Source organism: Salipaludibacillus agaradhaerens (genome assembly GCF_002019735.1).
Lineage (GTDB): Bacteria > Bacillota > Bacilli > Bacillales > Salisediminibacteriaceae > Salipaludibacillus > Salipaludibacillus agaradhaerens.
Genome location: NZ_KV917378.1, coordinates 2,444,690 through 2,468,369, shown reverse-complemented (window position 1 = coordinate 2,468,369; position 23,680 = coordinate 2,444,690). Strand labels below are relative to the sequence as shown.

Annotated in this window: 21 protein-coding genes; 15 read left to right on the top strand and 6 right to left on the bottom strand. The window is 39.5% G+C overall.

Annotated elements, in window-relative coordinates; genetic code table 11:
* The first annotated feature begins 26 nt into the window (after window positions 1-26).
* Window positions 27-1,346 (top strand): amidohydrolase, encoded by a 1,320-nt coding sequence (locus BK581_RS11485; protein WP_078578312.1) that lies wholly within the window; start codon window positions 27-29, stop codon window positions 1,344-1,346.
* A gap of 282 nt (window positions 1,347-1,628) precedes the next feature.
* Entirely contained in the window at window positions 1,629-2,036 is a 408-nt protein-coding gene (locus tag BK581_RS11480) for an RDD family protein (RefSeq protein ID WP_078578311.1), read from the top strand.
* 49 nt (window positions 2,037-2,085) lie between these two features.
* Here the strand turns inward: BK581_RS11480 and BK581_RS11475 are convergent, their stop codons facing one another.
* Entirely contained in the window at window positions 2,086-3,828 is a 1,743-nt protein-coding gene (locus tag BK581_RS11475) for a bifunctional metallophosphatase/5'-nucleotidase (protein ID WP_078578310.1), read from the bottom strand.
* Between the two features lie 465 nt (window positions 3,829-4,293).
* On the opposite strand from BK581_RS11475, the gene BK581_RS11470 reads away from it, so the two are divergent.
* From BK581_RS11470 to BK581_RS11460, 3 genes are all read left to right on the top strand, one after another.
* Window positions 4,294-4,836 (top strand): hypothetical protein, encoded by a 543-nt coding sequence (locus BK581_RS11470; RefSeq protein WP_078578309.1) that lies wholly within the window; start codon window positions 4,294-4,296, stop codon window positions 4,834-4,836.
* A 420-nt stretch (window positions 4,837-5,256) separates the two neighbouring features.
* The gene (locus BK581_RS11465; protein WP_078578308.1) at window positions 5,257-6,519 is read left to right on the top strand and encodes a DUF5068 domain-containing protein; all 1,263 of its coding nucleotides are present in this window, start codon (window positions 5,257-5,259) and stop codon (window positions 6,517-6,519) included.
* Window positions 6,520-6,996: 477 nt separating this feature from the next.
* Window positions 6,997-8,418, top strand: a complete 1,422-nt coding sequence (locus BK581_RS11460; protein ID WP_078578307.1) for an MDR family MFS transporter — start codon at window positions 6,997-6,999, stop codon at window positions 8,416-8,418.
* A 321-nt stretch (window positions 8,419-8,739) separates the two neighbouring features.
* Here BK581_RS11460 and BK581_RS11455 read toward each other — a convergent pair whose 3' ends face one another.
* Complete coding sequence (locus tag BK581_RS11455; RefSeq protein ID WP_078578306.1) at window positions 8,740-9,606, bottom strand: DUF421 domain-containing protein; 867 nt, start codon at window positions 9,604-9,606, stop codon at window positions 8,740-8,742.
* 83 nt (window positions 9,607-9,689) lie between these two features.
* Here BK581_RS11455 and BK581_RS11450 point away from each other — a divergent pair, with 83 nt between their 5' ends.
* Window positions 9,690-10,049, top strand: coding sequence for a DUF4363 family protein (locus tag BK581_RS11450; RefSeq protein WP_078578305.1), 360 nt, complete (start codon window positions 9,690-9,692; stop codon window positions 10,047-10,049).
* Between the two features lie 164 nt (window positions 10,050-10,213).
* Here BK581_RS11450 and pdxK read toward each other — a convergent pair whose 3' ends face one another.
* Window positions 10,214-11,029 carry a pyridoxine/pyridoxal/pyridoxamine kinase gene (gene pdxK / locus BK581_RS11445; protein WP_078578304.1) on the bottom strand — a complete coding sequence of 272 codons (816 nt, stop codon included), beginning with the start codon at window positions 11,027-11,029 and terminating at the stop codon, window positions 10,214-10,216.
* Window positions 11,030-11,532: 503 nt separating this feature from the next.
* Between pdxK and BK581_RS11440 the strand changes: the two genes are divergently transcribed.
* The 6 genes from BK581_RS11440 (at window position 11,533) to BK581_RS11415 (ending at window position 17,817) form a co-directional block, all read left to right on the top strand.
* Window positions 11,533-12,435, top strand: a complete 903-nt coding sequence (locus BK581_RS11440; RefSeq protein ID WP_078578303.1) for an AraC family transcriptional regulator — start codon at window positions 11,533-11,535, stop codon at window positions 12,433-12,435.
* A 39-nt stretch (window positions 12,436-12,474) separates the two neighbouring features.
* A complete protein-coding gene (locus BK581_RS11435; RefSeq protein ID WP_078578302.1) occupies window positions 12,475-12,963 on the top strand; it encodes a DinB family protein in 489 nt (162 codons plus the stop codon).
* A gap of 471 nt (window positions 12,964-13,434) precedes the next feature.
* On the top strand, window positions 13,435-14,610 hold the full coding sequence (locus tag BK581_RS11430; RefSeq protein WP_078578301.1) for a dicarboxylate/amino acid:cation symporter: 1,176 nt from the start codon (window positions 13,435-13,437) through the stop codon (window positions 14,608-14,610).
* Between the two features lie 131 nt (window positions 14,611-14,741).
* A complete protein-coding gene (locus tag BK581_RS11425; protein WP_078578300.1) occupies window positions 14,742-15,389 on the top strand; it encodes an SIMPL domain-containing protein in 648 nt (215 codons plus the stop codon).
* A gap of 477 nt (window positions 15,390-15,866) precedes the next feature.
* On the top strand, window positions 15,867-16,469 hold the full coding sequence (locus tag BK581_RS11420; RefSeq protein WP_078578299.1) for a TetR/AcrR family transcriptional regulator: 603 nt from the start codon (window positions 15,867-15,869) through the stop codon (window positions 16,467-16,469).
* A gap of 61 nt (window positions 16,470-16,530) precedes the next feature.
* Entirely contained in the window at window positions 16,531-17,817 is a 1,287-nt protein-coding gene (locus BK581_RS11415) for an MFS transporter (RefSeq protein ID WP_245829010.1), read from the top strand.
* Window positions 17,818-17,976: 159 nt separating this feature from the next.
* Here the strand turns inward: BK581_RS11415 and BK581_RS11410 are convergent, their stop codons facing one another.
* Complete coding sequence (locus BK581_RS11410; protein ID WP_245829008.1) at window positions 17,977-19,986, bottom strand: bifunctional diguanylate cyclase/phosphodiesterase; 2,010 nt, start codon at window positions 19,984-19,986, stop codon at window positions 17,977-17,979.
* A gap of 930 nt (window positions 19,987-20,916) precedes the next feature.
* On the opposite strand from BK581_RS11410, the gene BK581_RS11405 reads away from it, so the two are divergent.
* Window positions 20,917-21,174 carry a hypothetical protein gene (locus BK581_RS11405; RefSeq protein WP_078578297.1) on the top strand — a complete coding sequence of 86 codons (258 nt, stop codon included), beginning with the start codon at window positions 20,917-20,919 and terminating at the stop codon, window positions 21,172-21,174.
* Between the two features lie 16 nt (window positions 21,175-21,190).
* On the opposite strand, the gene BK581_RS11400 is transcribed toward BK581_RS11405, so the two are convergent.
* Window positions 21,191-21,538 (bottom strand): DUF3147 family protein, encoded by a 348-nt coding sequence (locus BK581_RS11400; RefSeq protein ID WP_078578296.1) that lies wholly within the window; start codon window positions 21,536-21,538, stop codon window positions 21,191-21,193.
* On the bottom strand, window positions 21,529-21,942 hold the full coding sequence (locus BK581_RS11395; RefSeq protein ID WP_078578295.1) for a MarR family winged helix-turn-helix transcriptional regulator: 414 nt from the start codon (window positions 21,940-21,942) through the stop codon (window positions 21,529-21,531). Before BK581_RS11395 ends, BK581_RS11400 begins: the two co-directional genes overlap by 10 nt.
* Before the next feature lie 160 nt (window positions 21,943-22,102).
* On the opposite strand from BK581_RS11395, the gene BK581_RS11390 reads away from it, so the two are divergent.
* Entirely contained in the window at window positions 22,103-22,237 is a 135-nt protein-coding gene (locus BK581_RS11390; protein WP_078578294.1) for a YfhE family protein, read from the top strand.
* A 1,140-nt stretch (window positions 22,238-23,377) separates the two neighbouring features.
* The gene (locus BK581_RS11380; protein ID WP_078578292.1) at window positions 23,378-23,653 is read left to right on the top strand and encodes a DUF4190 domain-containing protein; all 276 of its coding nucleotides are present in this window, start codon (window positions 23,378-23,380) and stop codon (window positions 23,651-23,653) included.
* Window positions 23,654-23,680: the final 27 nt, after the last annotated feature.

The following is a 23,680-nucleotide window of genomic DNA, read 5'->3' as shown; positions in this document are numbered from 1 at the left end:
AAATTATAAGTTAGGAGTTTATAGTGATGACAAAATCGAACGATTTAAGTACGTCTTATTTACATGATTATAGCAAATCCCTGCAACCTAAACTATCAAAATGGAGACGGTATTTACATCAACACCCTGAGTTAGGGTGGTGTGAATTTCTCACATCCTCTTACATTAAAGAAGCATTGGAGCCGTTGAAATGTGACGTGTATACAGGAGAGGCAGTGACAAAATCAGATCAGCGGTTAGGTTTACCTACAGAAGAGATTCGACAATTCTACTACCGGCTTGCAGAGGAGAAACTAGGTCCTTCTCAATTTTTAGAGGAGATCGCACAAAGCCATACAGGCGTTGTGGCCCAATTTGAGACGGGGAAGCCAGGTAAACATATGGCGTTTCGCTTTGATATTGATGCTCTTCCAATTCAAGAGGTTGAACTTAAAGATCATATCCCTGAAAAAGAAGGCTTTCGTTCTAATAGGCAACAGACGATGCATGCGTGTGCTCATGATGGTCATACGGCAATTGGTTTAGGGCTTGCACAATTTTTAGATCAACATTTAGACGAACTGACTGGGACGTATACATTATTGTTTCAGCCTTCAGAAGAGGGGTTGAGAGGTGCGCGGTCAATGGTGGAGAAAGGATGGCTAGATGGTGTCGATTTATTTTTGAGCGGGCATATTATGGAAGGAGAATTGGGAACTGTCACTGCTACCACACACGGCCAGCTCGCCTCAACAAAATACGAAACGACCTTTCACGGGCGCTCAGCCCATGCCGGTGCCAATCCAGATAGCGGGGCAAATGCTATACTAGCTGCAGCACACGCGACGATTGGATTGCATGGTATATCGAGACATCATGCAGGAGATAGTCGTATCAATGTTGGTCAAATAAGTGGAGGACAAGGGAAAAATATTATTGCAGACTATGCCAAAATAGGGTTTGAAACACGGGGAAGCACAACAGAGGTTAACAGCTTTATTAGTAACGAGGCGCATCGTATTATTGAAGGAGCGGCTCGTATGCAAAATGTGACGTATGAGACAAAGAAGCAGGGAGAAAGTATATCTGTTCCTTCTAATCGTGAGTGGGTTGGCAAGGTTAAACAGGCACTGACAGACAGTCATATCGTCACAAAGATAATAGATGACGGTGTGGTAGGGGGATCTGAAGATGCTACTCTGATGATGAAGGCTGTGCAGGATCAAGGGGGATTAGCCACCTATATGCTCTATCATTCCCCATTGGCCGGTTTACATCATCAACCTAACTTTGATTATCATGAAAATGTTCTATGTGTAGCTGTGCATACGCTCATGTCTTTAGTTGTAGCAGAACAGAGAAATTAATGAAATTAAGGGGAAAAGGTGACCTGCAAGGCGTTCTATTACGTCTTAAAAGGCACCTTTTTTACTGTTAATGTGAGGTCGATTCTATCAATAAGCTAGGGAAATCCATGTCGTTAAATCAGCTGAAAACGTTTTTGTTTGTAAGTAAATGATTTTAGGATGAAAGGTCAAAAATGGTGATCATGTCATGGGAAAGGCCTTTAGGTTGGTTAATAGCTGTAGAATGGGGGAAAGACATATGTGTATAATATAAATAGTCACTGTAAAAGAGGGAGGTCGAAGATGGCTAATTATCGCCACGCGGGGTTTTGGGTGCGACTGGGGTCTTATGTGATTGACAGTTTGCTTGTATTTATGCCTTTTTGGCTTGCTGGCGTGCTGGTTTTTGATACGACAGAAATCCAACAGGTTCCCGCTCTTTATATACCGTATGTTTTCATAAGCACGTTGTATTTCATCGCTATGCCGCTCACATCTTATCAAGCTACCTTAGGTAAAGTAGTGTTTGGCTTAAAAATTACTAATGGTCACTACACGAAACTATCTATCGGTCAAGCGATTGGGAGATATTTTGCACAAATGCTATCGTATGTATTACTTTTTGCGGGTTTTATTATGATCGGTCTGACCAAAAATAAAACAGGCTTGCATGACAAACTGGCTAAAACCTATGTCGTGTATAAAGATTAGTATAAACTATAAAACGATCCCGTCCGTTGAAAGGACGGGATCAGTTAATTTATTCGTCTTCAGAAGAGAGATCGATGAGACGATCTTCAACATGGTAATCTACGTCACCAAGTTCAGCCATGTAGTCACGCAGCATTTCCCAATCGGTAAAGCCAACGATTGTCCCGCGGCCATCGTCATAAGCTGCTCCGAAGACGGCATGGTCATCACCGCCAGTGGCTGTAAAGTTGTTAGTTGCCACCGTGTATGTTTCCTCTTCGTCTATTTCTACATATTCCCCATCAATGTCTACTTCAAGTGACACAACCCGTTGTCCTGGTTCCTCACTGCTATCATACGTGAGACGGGTACCGGACGACACTTGGAGGAAACCGCCATTTTCTTCCGGTGTGTCATAAACACTTGCTTCGAAAGCTTCAATTAACTCTTCCCCTGTTAATTCGAGGAGGGTGAGACGATTTCCGAATGGCTGTACTTCAATGAGTTCGCCAATCGTCACGTCACCTTCTGCAATCGGCGTACGAATGCCACCGCCATTTTGTAACGCCATAATCGTGTTTTCTTCCACGGATTGAGCTGCCGCTAATTGGGCGTCAGAGATTAAGTTACCGAGAGCTGTTTCATTAGCTCGAACACTTTCTGGGTCACCCTCTTCGCCATCTTCACCATGACGAGGGTTAGGTAATTCACTTATGACTGTAGAGCCAGCAGGCTCATTTTGAAGTTCTTCGATTTGTTCTGTATAAGGTGCTAGCAGTTCAGCTGCTTCGCTGTCAGGTTCTCTGTCTTCGGTAGCAAGAAGCTCACCATCAGAACTGACGACAACGCCATTTTCATCAAACGCCACTATGGTTACACCAAGGAATTGGCCATATTCACCTGCCTGACTCACAACAGTCGGTTCAATAGCTTCTCCATCGGCATTTTCAGTAACAAGGGTAGGAGGATCCACTTGTGTATGGCTGTGTCCGCCAATAATCACGTCGATTCCTTCTACTTGCTCAGCGAGAAGGAGATCGTTACCTACGTTAGGATCTGTATCATAACCGAGGTGGGTTAACGCTATGATCTTATTCACACCTTCAGCTTCAAATTGGTCTACCATGTCTTGTGCCGTTTCAATATAATCGTTGAATGTCACTTCACCAGGACTGGAAATATGTAACGTGTCTTCTGTATTTAATCCGAAGATACCAATTTGTTCGCCTTCATGTTCAATGATAATACCATCATAAATCGTACCGCCTTCAGCATCAGAACTGATACTGTCGCCAATCATACCGTCAAAGCTTGAATCTGTAGAAAAGTCCATATTCGCTGCAACAATTGGGAATTCGGCTGCTTGAAAGAACTCTGCTAATTCTGAATGCCCTTCTTCTGGATCTCCAAGGTCAAATTCATGGTTACCTGGGACGAAAGCATCATATTCCATAAGGTTCATAAACTCAACAGCATCTTGGCCTCTGAATTCATTGAAATAAAGTGTGCCTGAAAAGACATCACCGGCATCAAGGAGCAACCCTTCTCCATAAGTTTCTTTCGCTTCATTTAATGTGGTGATTAATTGTGGGTACATATTTGTACGGCCGTGAGTGTCATTCGTGTGGAAAATCGTTAAATTAAACGCTTCTTCACCAGCTTCATTTTGTTCGTTATTTTGGTTGTTCGTGTCATTGCCAGTATTGTTGTTGTTTTCATTGTTTTCTAGATTGTTATCCGTGTTACAGGCTGTTAAAAATAATGTTAGTGCTGCGACGGCACTCAGTGCAGAAAGACTCGTCTTTTTCTTCATTCAATCCAACGCCTCCTTAGATAGTGGGTAGTGATAGGTGAACATCCTTACTTGCATATAAGGGGATGAGCGAGAAAACAAGCCAGCTTATCTAAATCTATGAACAAAAATTTGGCCAGTTTTCTTTAATCTTAATGTGAAATGTGGGAAAAGACAATGTGTTTACCATAGTTTCAAAGAAATGGGTCAAAGGGTGTAGGTCAATAAACGGTATTTGTGATAGAGGGCTGTGAACTGAAATAGCAGCACTTACGGCTAAACACTTAAAAATCGTTACTTTAAAGGGGGAATATAATCGGTTAGTCTTAATGAAAACGATGATTTTGCCATGAAATGAGCGTGATAGCTTTGAAGAAACATGGCGCTATCGTAAATAAAATAGGTAAGACCGCTTATTGTATAACTATCTTCCACCCCGTATAGTGACATATTGTGACAATAAACAAGGAGCTATCCTTTGAACCAATGAATGGCTTTCCAGGAGAGATGAACGCTGTGGTTATAAGTAGTATTGTGAGCCTTACAATAGCATTAGGAATTTATATTTTTTATGATCTTTTGTTACATCCGAAAAAATCGTTGAAAAGGAGGCTCGTTTTTTATTTGTTTTTAAGCTATTTGGTTGTTCTATTGGATTCATACTTTCTTGTTATTCATATTCCACCGGTGGGGGTAGAATGGATGGACCCTCAGTTAAAACCGTTTCGATTTTTGGAAATGATTATTTATTTCTTAAATTATACAAGTATAGAAGTAGCTCAATTCGTCATCAAGTATGTATGTATGATTGCTTTTAATTTTATACCATTGGGCATTTTCTTAGGATGGTATTTTAATATGATGCGGTGGTCAAAAGTGTTGGTTTTAAGTGTTAGTATAGCCTTTATTATGGGATGTGTACGGCATTTATTAAGCTGTTTAGGGATCGTGGCAATAGGGGTTTTTGATGTAGATTATATTACAATCAATTGGAAGCCTTGTTGGCTATGGTGTCTATCGTCTCGGTAGAAAAATAAGGGGGATCCTGAGCGAACGAAGGACCCGTCTAACACGGTGACGTATGGGGGAATTTAATTGAGGGCGGTGTCATGAAGGAAAGACGCCTAGCAAAAGGGTGTTTCATGTTTTAAAAAATGAGACTTAATAATTATAGGTCTAATAGAATAGATCAAAGTCGTTAAGAGCGAAATAGTGAAAAGGTCCCAACAACATGAAAAATCCCCTTTATATATCAATATGTGGTAGGATATCAACTTGTTTACTAGTGAAAAGTCATAGATTTATGATTATCTAAGTTAATATTATGTAATCATACAGGAGTAAATTTGTAAAAATACCGACTTATTTCCTGATTTTTTAGGAGGATGTGAAATAGGGCGCTTTATGCCATAATGTTCTTTATTACGCAGAAAGAGGAAGGATGTTAGTATGCTACGCAGTAAAAAATTAGTAGGAGTTGCCTTATCCACACTTGTTCTTTTAGCAGCATGTGGAGCGAACGACGAAAACAATAATGAGAATGAAGCCGCTGCGGCGAACGAGAATGCGGAAGAAAATGAAGAAGTAAATGACGAAGAAGAAACTAACAATGAAGAAAATGAAGAAGTTGACGAACAACCAGAGACAGAAGTGACAGAAGGAGAAATCTTCAATACCTTTGTCGGTGAGGAAACAGACGGAGACTTAGAACTTATTTATACGAATACTGATGCTAATTATGTAAACGATATGGATGGTTTTACCATTACCGTTGAAGCATATGAAGTAGTTAAAGTGACAGATATGCATGCTAATCATGCTAACAATTTTGGCGATGAGCGGGAAGGTTATGTTGTCACAGCAAAAGCAACGCTCGAAAATACACGGGATAATGATGTGTACTATAATGCTAATTTAGGGATTAGACTTGCAGATAATCATAATGTTGTTCATTCAGCAAGAATGTACGTTCCTGAAGAACGTCAATTAAAGGCAGATGCTGATGTCAATATGTTTAAAGCTAATACAGAACAAGAATTTTGGTTCGCATCTCGTGTGACAAACGATCAGTTTGACGAAATGTTAGAAAATGGTGCTCGTTATATCATCGAAGGCAATGCTTCTGAAACAGGAGAATACAGTGATTCCCTTGGAGGAGATCAAACGTTTGATTTTAACGTGACTGAAGAACAAGCGGGAGAAGCAACGGAAGCACATGATTTTTACCGTGATGATTTTACAGCAAACAATATGGGAGAAAAAACATTGTTTGCTGAGGTGGCTGATTTAAATGACTCTCAAGAACTTGAGGGAGTAACGGCAACAGTGGAAGGCGTTCAGTATGTGGATTTCGTTCCTAATGAGGCCAATGAAGCAAGATTTAGTAATTTTGAGGGAGAAGACATCGTTATTTTGACAGCCAAGTTACTCGTTGATAATGAGTCAGATGAAACAGTGAGCTTATTCATGTTAGATTCTATGGTAAATGCAAATGATGGTGAAGGACGTTACTTATCATCTACAGGAAGCGCAGTGTCACAAAATGATCTAGAGCCAGGACAATCAGGTGAAGCTTATTTGACATTTATTTTTCAGAAAAAATATTTTAACATTTATGATGAACTAAAATTAGAAGTGGGCCCTTTTAGAGACGCTGAAGCTCAAGATCTGTTTAAAGGTCTAGAATTAGAATTTGATTTACCGTTAGAATAGTGAGATATATGAATTTTAAGCTTGGGGGACGATTTACACTCGTTACCTCAAGCTTTTTTGTTGGTTAAAAATACATTTGTCACGTTCCGTTAAGAGGAGTATAATTTTAATTAGTTACACGAAATATCATACGGTTATTTTAAAGGATACGGAGAGGGAAGGTACATAAAGCTTATTCTTTCGTTTATCATAGATGATAACCACGTAAAACTCCCAGGTCAAAATAGAGAATAGATAAATCTATATAGGCGGGAGACAACGGACGCTCATGTCCTGATTTATGCAACTAACAATAAGTGGAATGGAAACGAAAGCACCACTGATTGAAAGTTCGTTTTATAGGGGCAATCTGTTTTCACTCACATTAACTGTTAACCTGGCCAAGGTGTTATGCTGGGTGTCTTTTTGATCGTCGTTAGTAAAAGGTAAGGTTGAAGGTGGTGGACAGTCTATTTTAGATAGTGAAGAGGGATTTTTATGACACAGACAGAGAATTACAGTAAAGTTTTGATTGCAGCGTTACTAATAGCAGGCTCATTTATTGCCATCCTAAACCAAACACTGATGATTACGGCCATTCCACCGATTATGCAGGAGATGAATATTACAGCGAATACAGCACAATGGTTAACAACTGTTTTTATGCTTGTAAACGGTATTATGATTCCTATCTCTGCTTTTTTGTTAGAAAAGTTTACGACTCGTCAGCTATTTTTGACAGCGATGGGGATTTTTACGCTAGGCACGTTGATAGGGGCTGTCGCAACGAATTATCCTGTGCTGTTAACAGGAAGGATCATCCAATCAGCGGGCGCAGGCGTCATGCTGCCGCTGATGCAAACGGTCTTTTTGTTAATATTCCCTGTAGAACGCCGAGGGGCAGCGATGGGGTATATCGGCTTAGTCATTTCGTTCGCGCCAGCTATTGGCCCCACGCTCTCAGGATGGGTGACTTCTAATTATGAATGGCGCTTTTTATTCTATGGGATTCTTCCTTTAGCTCTGATCATGATTGTGGTGGCCTATGTGAAGATGCCAAATGTTACGGATCTTAAGGACCCGAAAGTAGATCCTATATCTATTATATTATCGTCCTTTGGGTTCGGCGGGTTATTGTACGGTTTCACAAGTGCGGGCAATAACGGATGGGGAAGTCCGATTACCATTATTGTATTGTTAGTCGCTGTGATCGCTGTTGTGGCATTTATCCTACGTCAGTTGCGAATGGCTCATCCAATGCTTGAGTTTCGGGTATTTAAAAAACGCATCTTTACTCTTTCAACAATTATCTGTAGTATCGGATTTTTAGGTTTAATCGGTCTTGAAACGATCATTCCTCTGTATATGCAAAATATGAGGGGCTTTTCAGCAGTTGAAGCAGGTATTGTCCTCTTTCCAGGGGCGCTTATAGCCGGGTTAATGGCACCAATTACCGGCAGGATTTTTGACAAAATTGGGGCAAGGGCATTGGCCATTCCCGGTTTAATGATTATGACGATCTCAACATTTGCCCTGTTATTTATTGATACAACGACGTCGCTCATGTATTTAACGATTATGTACGCCGTTCGCATGTTTGGTTTTTCTATGGTGATGATGCCCGTCAATACTGCTGGGTTAAATGCCATGCCGCGTAAATGGATTCCACATGGTGCAGCCATGACGAACACGATACGTCAGATGGCAGCGTCAATTGGGACCGCCTTATTAGTCAGTACCATGACCACTGCAGAGCAAACTGCTGGAGATATTGTGGCACGACCGGATATATTTGGAGCAATTATCGCCCTGGGTATGATCGGTGTACTCACCGTCGTTGGCTTCATACTATCCTTTAAAATAAAGAAAACGGTACCGCGGGCATCCAGCGAACAACAGGCAGCTGTTAGCTCTGAATAACTTAGCCCTCCATCTTCATTCAATGGAGGGTTTACTTGTGAGTGATTGATTAGAAGAAAAGGGAGATCAGTTTATCACAGATAACCGTCCGTAAACCCCCTTGCTCAAAATAGAGAGGGAGGTAGGTAACGCTATTTAGGCGGGAGCTGTTTTGATTCATTCAGCGACCAATCAGTGGAAAAAGAACGAAAATCCCAACTGATTGGAGGTTCATTTTATATATGGTGACGAGTGTTTTTATGTATATAGAAGGGCGTCTTTCACTGTATAAAGAACTGTAAAGAAGCCGTGTTTTAAGCAATGATATAGCTAAACGATAAGTCAGTCTACCATGTAGGTTGATAGATCGTTAATTAACTGATCCATGTGATCGGCATGGTGTTGATACAACGTTTTCGCTTGTTGATTCGTTGATGCCATAGAAAAACGTTTTAAATCTGCTTGAAGTTGTTTTACGCTTGCAGCCGTTAATAGCTTCTCTTTCATTTTAGGAGCATGTGTGTCGTTGTCGTTATAAAAATCCACATATAGATTGCCCGATGAATCAATTTGCGCAAGGAAAACATCATGAGGATCATTTGCACCTTGTTTCATCAGTTCTGCTAGGAGCCATTCCTTTGTATAACCATGCTCTTGTAAACTCCTTTCCAGTAAATTTCCATCGATGATCACGATAGTAGGAAACGACTCTTTTGGCGTAAGGAGTCCAATGTCTTTAGGTGTCACGGGTTGCCTATTCTTTTTCTTTAAAACGCTAATAAGGCCGCTTTTTTCCATGACAGCAGATTCTATATCAGCAAGAGAAAACGCATCCTTTTGGCGCAAGTGAATCATAAGCTCATCTACTGTTAAGCTCTCCTTTTTTAAGTTTTCCTCTAATATTTTCCCGTTTTCAATAAGAACAGTGGGCATACCTTCAGAGAGTTTACGAAAACGAAATGAGTGTAATTCTATTTTCGAAGCCATCACAGGCAAGAGCGCCCAAACGATCATACCTAAAATAAAGTTAGACATTCTGACGTGAGGGCTGAATGTTAATTCAGCTGCGATACTCCCGATAGCAATACCTACAATGTACTCGTAAAACGTCATGTCAGTGATATGTTTTTTGCCCATTATGCGTGCTAGTAAGAGTAATAATACAAAGCCGATTATACCGCGGATGAGGACATTTCCTAGATCAGTCATGACAACCTCCTAGTAGTGTGAGATGTATTTTTAGTCGTTGTTGGGAAAACTGATATAGACACTTAACATCAGGGAGTGATTACATGGTTAGAGTCAGTGAACTCGCAAGGATGATTCTTATTTTGACACTTATTGCAGGTTGTCATACAGGGGAAATCATGAAATCTGAAAAAGATCAGGTTTTGTTCGACTATATTGGCCATATGCAACAGCAAGTGGAAAATCATGAATGGCGTGAAGCGATAATAAGTATGGAAGCGTTCAAAAAGGAATATGACAATCGAAAGTGGAAAATGCAAATGCTTGGGGAGCTAGAAGACTACCAAGATATTGAATTAGAAGTAGAGAAATTTAAGGTCAGTGCGCGAGACAACGATGAGAGTGAGTGCCAGTTAGGATTAAAGCAAATCGAATACCGCTTGTTTAGCATATATGAGATTTAACGATGAGTTCATAAGGGGAGAGCAATATGTAGGGAATGGAATCCCGCCGTCCTTAAGAAAGCAAGGAAAACATGTTGAAAAGGAACTGAAACATTAATAAGGTTATTAAAAAATCGATTAAGAAAAGGACACCCCAAAATGCTGAGGCATCCCCCTATTTCCTATTAGCCATTTAATTGTCGGCGGTAAGCGCCGTGATTGACAGGTCCGATAAATTGATTTAGTTTAAACGATGCTTTAATGGCTTCGGTAATAAACGCTTTTGCTGTCTGCACAGCCGTTTTTACGTCAGAGCCTTTCGCTAGTTCCGCTGTAATGGCAGCTGAATACGTACAGCCAGCCCCGTGCACATAAGGTGTCTCAATTTTATCAGATTCTAGTAACTCAAACGCATGACCGTCATATAAGACATCCACTGCTTTGTCGTGGCTCAGCTTACTTCCTCCTTTAATTAGAACATGTGAAGCACCTAAACGATGAATTTTTTCAGCAGCTTCTTTCATTTGCTCGACTGTTTTAATTGGCCCAACCCCGCTTAGTTGCCAAGCTTCAAATAAATTTGGGGTCACAATGGTTGCTTTAGGGACTAACAGCTGTTTCATGCTTTCTGCCGTTTCAGGGTGAAGGACGTCATCTTCACCTTTACAAACCATGACAGGGTCAACAACAGTATTTTTAAGTTTATTCGCTTTAATCGTGTTTGATACAAGCTCAACGATCTCTACAGAACCGAGCATGCCCGTTTTCATAGCAGAGACACCGATGCCATCAACGATCGTCTTTAATTGTTGCTGTACGGTGTCCGTTTGTTGAGGGAAAACACCGTGGGACCAATTATTATCAGGATCCATCGTCACGATAGTTGTGAGGGCACTCATACCATATACACCGAGATCCTGGAACGTTTTTAAATCTGCCTGAATTCCTGCACCACCGCTACTATCTGAACCAGCGATTGTTAACACTTTTTCTAAAGACATTCACATATTCCTCCTTACCCATTAAGATAAATCCCAATGGCCATTCGTTTAGTCTATTATAACGTTAATTCAGTTTCTTGTAAGGTGTGAGAATTTTGGACTCGTCATGAGCCCTATTTACCGTCCGTAAAGCTTCCGGCTCAAAATAGAGAGCACAATCAATATAGGATGGGAGCTAACCGCTGCTAAAGTCCTGGTTAACTCAACTATCAATTAGTGGGAGAAGAAAGCAAACGTCCCCTGATTGAAGGTTCGTTTTGTGATCGGGCAAATAACGATCGTTATTTAAGAGAGTTAAGTGTGACGTGGGTTAAAATAGGACACCTTTTAGTTAATCAAACGTTTAATTAAGCCTTATTCGTATTAAATAGCCTACGATTTTAATTTCTAGCATTAAAAAAGTAGACTCAAACTAACTAGGATGACAAATGCCTTGTATTGAGCTCTTTCCGTTCTCAGCGTATAGTTAAAGTGAAGACACGACAGAAAAATGAGGGATTTTAATGGATGATAAATTACAGAGAATGTTTCATCCTGTTCAAGCGAATGGTCGAACTGCTGTGAGTTCATATACTGAAATAGCGCCTTCAGAAGCTTTGCGTCCTTATGTGTCATGTTACTGGTATTCAGAGCCTGAAGGAGACAATGACAATTCGAGATTGCAGATTGCTAGTAAGACAACAGTTGATCGTGTCATTCCGGACGGATGCTGTGATATTTTATTTGAACACCATATCGCTGATAATGCTTATTATGTGAGATATTGTGGGTTAATGGAGCGGCCATTTGTGATCTCGTACAGTATGGACAATCGCGTACGTAGGTTTGGTATTCGATTCTTTCCCGGTGGCGCATACGGTGTTATTCAAACGCCATTAAGTTGTTTAAAGAATCAATTATGTGAGCTGGATGCTCTTTTACCTAGAAGTGAAAGTACAGCTGCAGAGCAACTTTTTGCTGAGGAGAGCTTGGTAGGTAAAGTAAGGTTTGCTGAAGCGTTTTTACTTTCTTTGCTCAGTTGGGAAAGGATGAGGACGGATAATACGATGAAAAGCGTCCTTCATCATATTTTTAGATCGAGAGGAAGTGCACAAATTCAATCCATTGCAAAAAAGGAAGTTATAAGCACGCGCCAATTGAATCGAAAGTTTCAAAATTGGATTGGGGTTACTCCGAAAAGGTTTAGCGAAATTGTAAGGTTTCAGGCGATGGTACATTATATGCAAACATCACCATCTATCGATTGGTCTGCGCTCGCCTTAGTCTATGGTTTTTTTGATCAGCCACATATGATCCGTGATTTTAAAAGGTATTATGGCATCTCCCCAGTAGAGGCAGTAAAAGAATGTCAACTAGTTCAAAGGAATGTCCGTTTTTTACAATACGAGTATTTCAGAGAAGATTAAACTTGCTTTAGGGATTAGTTAAAAGAGAGGATGATAGCTATGAGTAGTGTATTAAACGTTCGAGACCATCTTTTAGATGAGCTGGAACTAGCAGTTAAAACGAGTGAAAAGTTAATTTTCCGGATGGATGAAGCAGACAAGCGTTTTCGGCCGGCAGATAATATGCGTACATTGTTAGACGTTGTCCACCACCTCGTGTCAATTCCTGCCTCAGACCTCATGATCATGCAAGAGAAATCTCAAGAAGAGGTGCAGTCATTAGAATTACGCATTGCGGAAATCACAGAACCAGCTCGATTAGTGGAAGAATTTCGGTATAATTTTGAGCAATTCAAATCATACATACAGTCGTTAAGTGAAGAAGAGTTACTAACGAAGTCCACTAAAGCATTCTATATGGAGGAAGGTGTTGTGCAAATTAAATGGCTGATTGAAGTCGTGACGCATGTGTTTCATCACCGTTCTCAACTCTACAATTATTTAAAACAAAATGGCCATGAGCTGAATTTCTTTATGCTTTATGGCTAAGAGTCCCGAAGTTAAGGGCATTCAAAGAGCTTTAATTCTAGAGTATAAGTAGCAGAAGTCTTCTATCACACTATACGATACGGATAAAAATCGCCTCATGTGATGTTTAGTCACTCATAAAGAGGTGTTTTTTGCCATTTGTCAGGGACAAGTTTCCAATGAGCTTATGTCATGAAAAGAAGGTAATAGAAGTATGATGTGAGCTAAGGAAAATGCTGAATAGTAGCAACACATCCATTTACAACCAATTTAAGGCTAGAAAGCAGAGTGTCCTCTGGAGAAATATTTTTATTTTTTCTGAGAGGACATTAAAGCGGTTACACACTCATAAACTAAGGATAGTTGATATAAATTAGTTAATTCCGATTGTTCTGAATATTTATGAAAGACTTGTTTTTCTGTCGGTAATTACGCATTATAATAGGGCAGTTATATCTAAATATTTAGAATAATGAGGGTGGGAGAAAAACGATGAAGCTCATTGCTAAGTTAGTTATTGGGATTATTGCCGGTATTTTAATTGGTCTTATGGATGTGCAGTGGATTACGCAATTATTTGTGACGATTAAAGATATTTTCGGTCAATTTATTGGGTTTGTAATTCCTTTTATTATTTTATTCTTTATCGTATCAGGTGTTTCCAAGCTTGGAAGTAGCTCTGGACGATTGGTAGGGGCTACCGTTGGAACGGCTTATGCTTCAACAATACTTGCTGGGATTTTTGCTTTCATTGTGGCCTCTACAGTTATGCCATTTATTCATGCTACAGAATCCGAAGTAGGAGAAGGATCAGGTATAGCAGGCTTTTTTGAACTAGAAATTGCGCCTATGATGGGAGTGGTAACAGCTCTCGTTACAGCATTTTTATTCGGTATAGGGATAGCGAAGACGAATAGCGAGACACTCAGGAAGTTTTTCGATGAAGGAAAAGAGATCATTGAACTCGTTATCACTAAAATTATCATTCCATTCTTGCCTATTTATATCGCTGGGATTTTTGTAGAAATGGCGGCTGAAGGTGAGGTTTTTAACACACTTCAAGTCTTTGGTATCGTGTTACTTATGGTGATTATCTCTCATTGGGTGTGGATTACGATTCAATATGTTGTAGCAGGTATCCTGACACAACAAGATCCATTTAAACTTATTAAAAATATGCTTCCAGCTTATTTTACAGGTGTCGGAACGATGAGTAGTGCAGCGACGATTCCTGTCACGTTAAAGCAAACAAAGAAAAATAATGTGAAAGAAGAAGTGGCTGATTTCGCAGTACCATTATGTGCGACTATCCACCTGTCTGGTAGTGTTATTACGATTGTGACTTGTGCTGTAGCTGTCATGTCAGTATTAGGTGAGTATAGTATTCCGTCGATCGGAGAAATGCTACCTGTGATAGCTATGCTCGGGATTATTATGATCGCGGCCCCTGGCGTACCTGGTGGTGCGATTATGGCGGCATTAGGTGTTTTAGAAACAATGCTTGGTTTCAGTGGCGGGGCCATCGCTTTAATGATTGCTTTGTATATGGCACAAGATAGCTTTGGTACAGCTACGAATGTAACTGGGGATGGTGCCATTAACTTAATAGTCAATAAAATAGCTAAAAAAAATAGTGGATCAGCAGGTGAATCATCAGCATCCTTGTAAGCTGCATGATGATGTTATAAAGAAGGACAGTGTTCAAAAGGTGACTTTTGAACACTGTCCCATTTTTTATTTAGACTAAATTCCTTATTAATGATGTATACATTCATTAAAAGTGCGAAAGGGGGATTTAGATGTACTATCTATATGGAGAGCAAAGGTATTCTTCCTTGTCTCGTAGTATAACGGTTATGGGAGAGGGTGCAGTTCGTACGATACCTGACACTGCGACTATTCAGATTGGGGTCGTAACAGAAGGAGATGAGCTTAGTGAAGTGCAGCGGCGTAATGCCTTGATAATGGGAGAGGTAATGGATGTGTTAGGGGACTCTGGTATTCCTAAGGAAAACATTCAAACGACCGTATACACTGTGCAACCACGCTACCATTTTGTCGATGGGCAACAGGTTTTTGATACGTATGATGTTACAAATCAAGTCACTGTCACACTTCCAACAGTTGAGGGGTTAGGTGACATCGTTGATTTAGCTGTAAATGCAGGAGCTAATTATATCTCTCATATTTCTTTTTCACTAGGTGATGATGCTTACTACTATAAAATCGCTTTAAATAGGGCGGTAGAAGATGCGGTAGCGAAGGCGGTTAGCTTATCAGATACGCTCAATTTAACACTTGATACGACACCCGTCAAAATAGAGGAGGAGAGTTATGATTTGGTACGGCCGTTAAGAACGCTAGCTATGGAAACGATGATGGCGACGCCTATTGAACCAGGGGATTTGGAAATAACAGCGAGGGTAAAGGCCCGTTTTCGTTATTGACTCATGTAAAGAGACAGCGTGGCGTGAAGTTTGACATTCATCATACACTTAGCACGTTAAGGATGGTTAAATATTTAAAAGAGACGGCCCAAAGTATGCCTATATGATAAGGCAAGTGAAAATGGCACAACAAGGTGATGCATAGTGTCATTTTTAAATTATGTTGGCTAGTGATTATAATAAAACGATGATGGTTTATCACAGATAACGGACGCTAATGTCCTGATTCACTCAGTTACCAATCAGCGGGAGAAGAACGAAGACCGCCTACTGATTGAAGGTTCGTTTTATAATGTAACAAAAAAACTTACTAGAATTTTAAAAAAGTTTACTGCGCAGATAGCTAGTCAGAACAATGCTTTTCTACTATTTCACCATAAAAATATATAGCTAAAAGCGGTTTACTTTTGAAGGGGAATCCCATATACTTTATGAATGATTAAGTAATCAATCGTGAAGTTTAGGGAGAGATAAATTATGCCATTGTCAGAAGCACAGAAAGAAAAAATGAAGCAAAAGCGAGCACGCATTTTAGAGACTGCGATTGTCTTATTTGCAGAGGCGGGGTATGAAGGCACGACGATCAAACAAGTGGCTGCAAAAGCAGGAATCAGTTTCGGAAGCGTGTTTACATACTTTGAGACGAAAGAGACGTTATTTCATGCGGCTGTCACGGAACCACTAGATCATTTTTCCAAAAAGATATTAGATTTTGATGATGCGTCAGAAAAGCCATTAGAGGAGCTTGAGAACATGATTGGCCAACATATTGCGACATATGCCTCGTTAAGTGCTTATTTAAATCTTGTTTCCTATGTGATCAGCCATCACAATTTGTTTCCTGAGACGTTTGAGGAATTGGACGCTTTCCATGAGACGCTAAAAGGGAAAGTGGCTCGCCTTGTAGAGAATGGTCAGCAGAAAGGAGTTTTATTGGAGCAGGAAATAGAGCATACGGTGACTGGTTATACAAGTTTATTAATGGGACTTAGATTAAATTTAATCGATGAACCCGCAAGTGATCTATGGGCAAAGTTTATTCCAATCGCTTTGCAATTATTTGGACCGAGATACCATTAAAAAGGTCCTTTTTTTACACAAATAAATGATTGATTAATCGATCATTATATTTAAGGAGATAATGATGAACATATTCCACGTGGATCGGGCTATACAAATACGATTATGTCTTCAATTTTTAACAACGATAGGGACGATGTCTGTTTTACCTTATATCATCGTGTATTTTTTATCCATGCTTGGTCGCGTTACGACCGGAATGATGTTTATCGGCGTTATGATTGCCAGTGTCATTGGAACGTTGTGTGGTGGCTTTTGGGCAGATAAGGTAGGCAGGAAAAAAGTGATATTACTAGCTGAAAGCGTCGTTGCTGTTGGTTTTTTAGCCGTAGCTTTCGTAAACTCAGCGTGGCTTACTTTGCCTTACATCACGTTTGTCTTGTATCTCTTCATTCAATTTTCCACTGGAGCGGCAGAGCCAGTTTATCAAGCGCTCATTATTGACGCTAGTGCCCCGGGAGAAAGAAGGACGATCTATACATTGTCCTACTGGCTTCGCAATTTAGCCACTGCCATTGGCGGGATGGCTGGTGCTTTCTTGTTCGCAAACCACCATTTTTATTTATTTCTCGGTGTTGCTAGTTGTACATGTGTTTCAATTATCGTCACGGCTAGTTGTATTCGTGAAACGCATGTACCAGAAAAAAAGGTGAGGAGTTGTAGCAATTGGCCAAATTTTAATGGGAATAAGGGAGGACTAATACTGTTAAAACGTTTGGCTGGTCATCGCTTGTTTATAGTGTTTGTAGGAGCGCACCTACTTATTGTATCACTTGAGGAGCAATTGACGAATGTGATGGGAATAAGATTTGTAAATGAAATGACTACGCCACAAGCAGTGGCCCCGTTTATACCGTTAGACGTGGACGGCACGCAACTTATCGGTTTGTTAAAGTCTCAAAATACACTAATTATCGTCTGTTTAACAGCTATCATCGTCTCTATTATAAAGCGATTAAATGAACGTGTCGTATTGGTAACAGGTCTTACTATGTATGCTGCAGGGTATGTGATTTTAAGCCATAGTGATGTGGTATTTATTTTACTGATTGCGATGGCTTTTGCCTCTATTGGTGAAATTATGTATCTTCCCACAAAGCAAGTTTTACTTGCAAACATGATTCCTGACCAAGCTCGAAGCACCTTTTTAGGATTTTATATGTTTTTCACGTATGCAGGTGTTGCTTCCGCCGGTGGATTTATTATGTTGAGCGAATGGGTGGGATCGGGTGTGCTAACGGTTATTTTTAGTTTTATGGGAATTGTTGCTATATTGTTAATGAATCATGTTTTTGTAAGAGGGACGGCGCCGCCTGAGGATAAAGATGAAGAGAAAGGATTGGCTTAGTCATCCATCTAAAACGAACCTTCAATCAGCACATTACCGGCCGTTACTTCCCGTTCTCTATTTTGTTCAGGGAGGTTTACGGACGGTTAATCTGTGATAAAAAGTAAGCCCCGTACGGGGCTTACTTTTGTGAAACATGACGATTATCAAGGGCCATTTTTATTCGATGTTAGCAGATAGTCGGGGAAGCCATTCATTTATGTCGTTTACTTTCATTGGTTTGGCGTAGAAGTAGCCTTGCATGTAATGACAGCCTAATTGCGTTAAATAATCCACATGTTCCTGCGTTTCCACCCCTTCTGCAATGACTTGAATTTGCAGGCTTTCTGCCATGAGGATGATGGCGCGAACGATGGCTCTTTTACTTTTAGTGTCGATGTTACGTGTGAAAACACGGTCTAATTTCAACGTGTCTAATGGAATTTGATCAAGTAACCCTATAGATGAATAGCCCGTGCCGAAATCGTCCATGGCAATTTTAACACCTAGTGAACGAATGGCTTGAAATTGTTCAATGACGTTATTTAGATCATATAACATCATCGACTCAGTAATTTCTAATTCAAGCAAGTGTGGGCTCAGCTCAGTTTCATTTAAGACAGTTCGAACAAGTTCGGCCACATTGTCAGCGCGAAAATGACTAGAAGATAAGTTGACGGATACGGGAAGGTGATACCCTTCTGAGTCCCATTGTTTTGCTTGCATACAGGCGGTTTTTAATATCCATTTAGTTAGCGGGATGATATAGCTACTTTCTTCAGCAATGGGAATAAATTCCCCTGGAGAAATAAGGCCGTCCCGAGGATGGTGCCATCGAATTAACGCTTCAAATCCAATTAAAGAATGACTGAGAGTGTTCCATTTTGGTTGATAAACAAGATAAAATTGCTCATAGTCTAGGGCACTTTGTAAGTCTTTTTGAAGTTCAAATTTTCGTACTTCTCCCTTACCCATGTCCTCGTTATAAATACAGTACTGATTTTTTCCAGCTGCTTTAGCTTGATACATGGCAGTTTCAGCTCGCTGTAGTAACGTGGAACGACCTTCTAGGTGAACGGGGCCTATACTAATTCCGATGCTTGCAGTGACTCGTAGCTCATTGCCTTCAATGAAATGGGGCTTTTGTAAGCTGACTAATAAGTCGTTAGCGATGTTTTCAACATGTGCTTTGGAGTGTCGCTGAATAATGATTAAAAAGGAATCTCCTCCAATGCGAAAGGCATGATGATCGTGATCAGTAAAATGTTCTAAGCGGAGCCCAACATATTTGACAAGAATATCTCCTGTGTCATGACCTAGTGTGTCATTAATCGCTTTAAACTGATCAAGGTCGATTAGAAGTAGCGAAATGACCTCCCTTTCTTGCAGACTTTGAAAGTAGCGGTGCATATCATTTCGGTTTGGCAGTCCAGTGATCGTATCTGAATAAGCTAATTTAGCAAGAACATGACGATCGAACAAAATTATAACCCATGAGACAGCTAAAATAAGAAGGATAGCTAAAGTGACAGCTAAAAGTAAATAAATATTAAGAGGTGCTTCCTCTACTATATCCGTGACTTCGGAATGAGGGTGAAACTGGGTAGCTAATATACTCGTATAATGCATGCCGCAAATGGCCAAACCCATGATGATTGCCGACAGCCATTTTAACCAGCTTGAACCTGTTTGATCACGCCATTTAATAAAAAGGAAAAGGGCGACATATGAAGCAATGAGAGCGATCGCCACAGATATAGAAAATAGACCTGGACTATGACTCATTTCCTTCGGCATAATCATTGCTTCCATACCAATATAATGCATCGTTATTATACCACTTCCTATTACTAAGCCACCTATCCAAATATGCAGGAAGTTTATGGCTTTAGGAAATGTGATGATAAAGGCTATCAATGAAGCTGAGACACTAACCACTAACGATAAAAGTGTGAGTTTGACGTCATACGTTACAGGAACATGTAAAGTGACAGCGATCATACCAACGAAATGCATGGACCATATACCTGCACCCATTACAAAAGAGCCTGATAAGAGCCAAAAGCATCGCATTTTACCTTGAGATGCCGACACTTTCGCAATGATGCTTAAAGCCGAATAGGAGGCAAATATAGAAATGGCAATCGAGAGTGCCACGATATAAAAATTAAAACTTTCTTCCATTGGCATATTATTAACTCCAGTCTAATGTTAATCTTGCAGTGATTAACGTGATGTTAGTGTTTCACAAGGTAGTTTTGAATTCTATTAATACTAAAAAACATGGAAGAAATAAATATCTTAAAACTATTTACTTTGTGGTGGTCACAAATAACCATCCGTAAAGCTCCTACGTCAAAAGAGAGAGGAGAGCTAGCAGCCGGTAATATCCTGATTCACTTTACCTCCACTGATTGAAGGTTTGTTTTATAGTTATATAATAATGATACGTTAGTCCTTACTTTTCGTAAATAAGGCTTTTGTGGATGTTTAAACATCATATATCAACTAATTATTGGGTAAATTGCACTTCCAAGTTCATGGTGGTGGCTTTATTACAAAGTATATTCTAAACCCAATCGTTCATGTCTGTCGTATATAAAGGGAGGGGAATATCATAATGTCTACGGTATTTCGGTTAGCCTCACAATAGTTTTACATGTAACTTTTGCTTAAATGATAAAAAGCTGGCCATAAAGGCGGTGGAACATATGGCTTTTACATGGTGTATAAGTATGTTTTAGCATCATTCAAAACACCCCTGTAAAAAACGCCTCATCCCTTGATCTTCTTCGTATAGACAGAGATTTTCCGAAGGTTCATATTCGGCCGATTGTTCGCTTGACTGTGTTGATCAACTGTGACGTTCATGCTCAAAAAACGTTGCCTGTTTGTTCTTTTTAGTGAATGTCATAAGTGGAAAAACTGGTAATCATCACTTATAAATTAGGTCTCAACGCATAGCGATAAGGGCTTATTAATAAAGGTCTAAAGTAGTATAATGAGGTTAATAGTTAACCAACAAGTAGAATTACTTTATTAAAAGCGGCACTTATCGTGCGTTATTAAGCACAAGAGACTTAGATAGTATGTCCTATCACCATTATTAAGGAGACGACTATGAACAAAATAATTAAAAGATGTGCTTTAGAAGTTTTACCAATTAGTTTGGCTGCACTTATTCTTATCGTCATAGTTACGGGAATATTTCTTCGAGCTTTTGTATTTCTTGAAGTCATGTCACTGCTTACAATTGTTTGTTTACTAGGCAGCTGGGCATATGATATTAGACATGATGTGTTCAAAAAAAGAAGACGTGGTTTCCCAATTAAATATACGCTCATTGTTGGCGTGTTTCTATTAATAAGCTTTATATAATTGTAATTGGCAAAAATCAAGTGAAGCTAGAAATAAGCTTGATAGCACTATTTTGCACAATGAGAGTAATCCCCCACGATGTTAGACCTAGTGCTAAGGAGAATACTAGTGGGAGAGAGTGTTTCAATGATAAGTAGATGACCGCTAACATAATAGCAGTAGCAGGAAGGCCATATAACACACCTGACGCGAAACGGCTTAAAGCTTCAGGTGATTCCCCTTGTACAGAGAGCCACAAAATACTTAATAAGCTAACTAAGGGAAGCGCTGCAAGGATACCACCATAGACTGGAAAACGTCTAGCTACTTCAGAGATAATCGCGATGATAATTGCTGATGTTAAAATCTTTATCGTCACATACATTGTTTTGCACGCTCACTTAATAAGCTAAAAGCCTTTAAGATCATATGTTTTTCATCAGGCGTTAATGATTGGAAAATCTCGGCTAGTTTTTCTTCATCTAGGCATGAGTTAGTATGTAAAATATTTTCTCCTCGTGTTGTGAGTTGTAATATTACCTTCCGCTCGTCCTCTGTTGCTTTTGTCTTTATAATATACCCTTTATCAATGAGGCGTTTAACATGTTCTGAAGCAGTATTATGAGAAAGAGCTAAATAACAGGCAATATCTTTTATTCCTGAGTGACTACTTTTTTGGATGTGCTGTAAGATACGTACAGCTTGGTGGGTTATTTTGTCATTGTGTGGATAGTGTAATGCATAATAAATATCTGTCCATTTCTCGTTTAATTGCGTGGCTTCTTTCATCTATTTTTTCTCCTTCACCATGTTATTATTTATATCGCTTTATACGATATAAATAATACATAAAAGTGCTTCAGGAGTCAAACGGTATCCAAAAAGGTTTAGATGATCTGGTCTAGGGGAAGAGTGTAACTAATTCTCACGATAGAAAGGAGCAGATAATATGGAAAACAAACCGTGGCCGCACAAGAAAATAAATGAACGTCATAATGGGCTTAGTTCTGCTCAAGAAGTCTACTATAGTGGTGATTTCAAACGAGCTGATAGAGCTGCCCAAACGGTGGTAAAAGAAAACTAACCCAATGTGTCAAGAAACCCTCTGCTTAGGGAAAGCGGAGGGTTTTTCGACAATTTCCTGTTTTCACTGTTCGGCTCTAATCCCTCTGTTTCTTAGAAGTTCAAGGATTAAAAAGTTTACCCAAGTAATTATTGGGATAAAAAGTATAAGGAGATAAAGGTTAGTTTGACCGATGCCAAACAGTCTCACCTCATCATTTAAAAGGGGGACAAGCAACGTAGCTACAACTAATAATAAAGTGTTTGAACACAACGCCATGAATAACGCTAACCATTTATTATTTTTCCTTTTTAAAGTTAAAACAGAGACAGCCGTAGATATGGATAAGGAAAACACGATGATTATGTATGTCAACTCCTCACCCCTTATTTTTTATGTATCACGTATACGTACGTAAATTAGATCTGCTACCTTGAAAATAGTTTACCATAACCAGGGGCTTCTCTTTTATAAATAAGGTAACTTTTCAAATGAGAATAAAAGTCTGTGCTTAATCCTCAAGGGGCCACTGTCTTACGTTTCGGCCACTATTTATCACAGATAATCAACCGTCCGTTGAAAGTTCGTTTTATCATCCGCATATAATTCGTGTTATGACATTAAAAACATCATTATGACATGACTCATTTATACCAATTCAGAATGCTTTCATCATAAGTTCAGATGTATTATTTAGTCCTAACATTGGAAAGCCTGTATCTATTATAATAGTGATAACTTTATTCATAAATGTTTAACGAAAAAATGTATATGTCCTTTAAAATGGATATAAGGAGGATGCTAGATCACTCATTAATGCGTATTCAGATGTCCCTCCTATGAAAATAAATGGCAATGTTTACTATCACAAAAAAAACCTTGATGATTGGTTGATGACTTTAAGCGATAAGAAAATATCAAAGTAAAGTGTGTCACTAGAGAGCTCTAATGTGTAGGCTATTTAATGAAACGTTTGTTTAAATTTAGTACAGATAACCGTAACCCCCGGGGCAAAAAAGAGAGGTAATGCTATTAGGCGGGAAATAACGAACGCTCATGTCCTGATTGACTCAACTAACAATCAGGACGAAAGCTGGGTAATTGAAGGTTGGTTTTATATATAAGGGAAGATACGAGAAATAAAGTTTGAAGGAGAGGACTATGACTGGACGACATGTTGGCATCCGAGCTGTGAAAGTAAATATAAAGGCCGTCCTTTCGTTTGTATTGGCTGTCCTTTCGTTAATGTTTGTCTATGTGTCATTAGTAGCTATGGCGCTGAGTATCGTAGGGTTTGTAATCGGCCTTTTTGCATTATGGGAAATGAGAAGCTCCCTTCATCGAGGGAAGGGGCTGGCTATTGCAGGGGTCATTATAAATGCAGTTTCCTTTATGATACCGATCGTTTTAGTTGTGTTAGCTTATTTTGTATTTTAAACGTAACAGGACATATATACGAAAAGA

What these genes read in the sequence shown, in the direction of transcription:
- BK581_RS11410 (WP_245829008.1), bottom strand. Translation starts at nt 19,986, where the DNA reads ATGCCAATGGAAGAAAGTTTTAATTTTTATATCGTGGCACTCTCGATT.
- BK581_RS11455 (WP_078578306.1), bottom strand. Translation starts at nt 9,606, where the DNA reads ATGACTGATCTAGGAAATGTCCTCATCCGCGGTATAATCGGCTTTGTA.
- BK581_RS11460 (WP_078578307.1), top strand. Translation starts at nt 6,997, where the DNA reads ATGACACAGACAGAGAATTACAGTAAAGTTTTGATTGCAGCGTTACTA.
- BK581_RS11465 (WP_078578308.1), top strand. Translation starts at nt 5,257, where the DNA reads ATGCTACGCAGTAAAAAATTAGTAGGAGTTGCCTTATCCACACTTGTT.
- BK581_RS11400 (WP_078578296.1), bottom strand. Translation starts at nt 21,538, where the DNA reads ATGTATGTGACGATAAAGATTTTAACATCAGCAATTATCATCGCGATT.
- BK581_RS11430 (WP_078578301.1), top strand. Translation starts at nt 13,435, where the DNA reads ATGAAGCTCATTGCTAAGTTAGTTATTGGGATTATTGCCGGTATTTTA.
- BK581_RS11420 (WP_078578299.1), top strand. Translation starts at nt 15,867, where the DNA reads ATGCCATTGTCAGAAGCACAGAAAGAAAAAATGAAGCAAAAGCGAGCA.
- BK581_RS11480 (WP_078578311.1), top strand. Translation starts at nt 1,629, where the DNA reads ATGGCTAATTATCGCCACGCGGGGTTTTGGGTGCGACTGGGGTCTTAT.
- pdxK (WP_078578304.1), bottom strand. Translation starts at nt 11,029, where the DNA reads ATGTCTTTAGAAAAAGTGTTAACAATCGCTGGTTCAGATAGTAGCGGT.
- BK581_RS11405 (WP_078578297.1), top strand. Translation starts at nt 20,917, where the DNA reads ATGAACAAAATAATTAAAAGATGTGCTTTAGAAGTTTTACCAATTAGT.
- BK581_RS11470 (WP_078578309.1), top strand. Translation starts at nt 4,294, where the DNA reads ATGAATGGCTTTCCAGGAGAGATGAACGCTGTGGTTATAAGTAGTATT.
- BK581_RS11415 (WP_245829010.1), top strand. Translation starts at nt 16,531, where the DNA reads ATGATGAACATATTCCACGTGGATCGGGCTATACAAATACGATTATGT.
- BK581_RS11380 (WP_078578292.1), top strand. Translation starts at nt 23,378, where the DNA reads ATGACTGGACGACATGTTGGCATCCGAGCTGTGAAAGTAAATATAAAG.
- BK581_RS11475 (WP_078578310.1), bottom strand. Translation starts at nt 3,828, where the DNA reads ATGAAGAAAAAGACGAGTCTTTCTGCACTGAGTGCCGTCGCAGCACTA.
- BK581_RS11485 (WP_078578312.1), top strand. Translation starts at nt 27, where the DNA reads ATGACAAAATCGAACGATTTAAGTACGTCTTATTTACATGATTATAGC.
- BK581_RS11395 (WP_078578295.1), bottom strand. Translation starts at nt 21,942, where the DNA reads ATGAAAGAAGCCACGCAATTAAACGAGAAATGGACAGATATTTATTAT.
- BK581_RS11440 (WP_078578303.1), top strand. Translation starts at nt 11,533, where the DNA reads ATGGATGATAAATTACAGAGAATGTTTCATCCTGTTCAAGCGAATGGT.
- BK581_RS11435 (WP_078578302.1), top strand. Translation starts at nt 12,475, where the DNA reads ATGAGTAGTGTATTAAACGTTCGAGACCATCTTTTAGATGAGCTGGAA.
- BK581_RS11425 (WP_078578300.1), top strand. Translation starts at nt 14,742, where the DNA reads ATGTACTATCTATATGGAGAGCAAAGGTATTCTTCCTTGTCTCGTAGT.
- BK581_RS11390 (WP_078578294.1), top strand. Translation starts at nt 22,103, where the DNA reads ATGGAAAACAAACCGTGGCCGCACAAGAAAATAAATGAACGTCATAAT.
- BK581_RS11450 (WP_078578305.1), top strand. Translation starts at nt 9,690, where the DNA reads ATGGTTAGAGTCAGTGAACTCGCAAGGATGATTCTTATTTTGACACTT.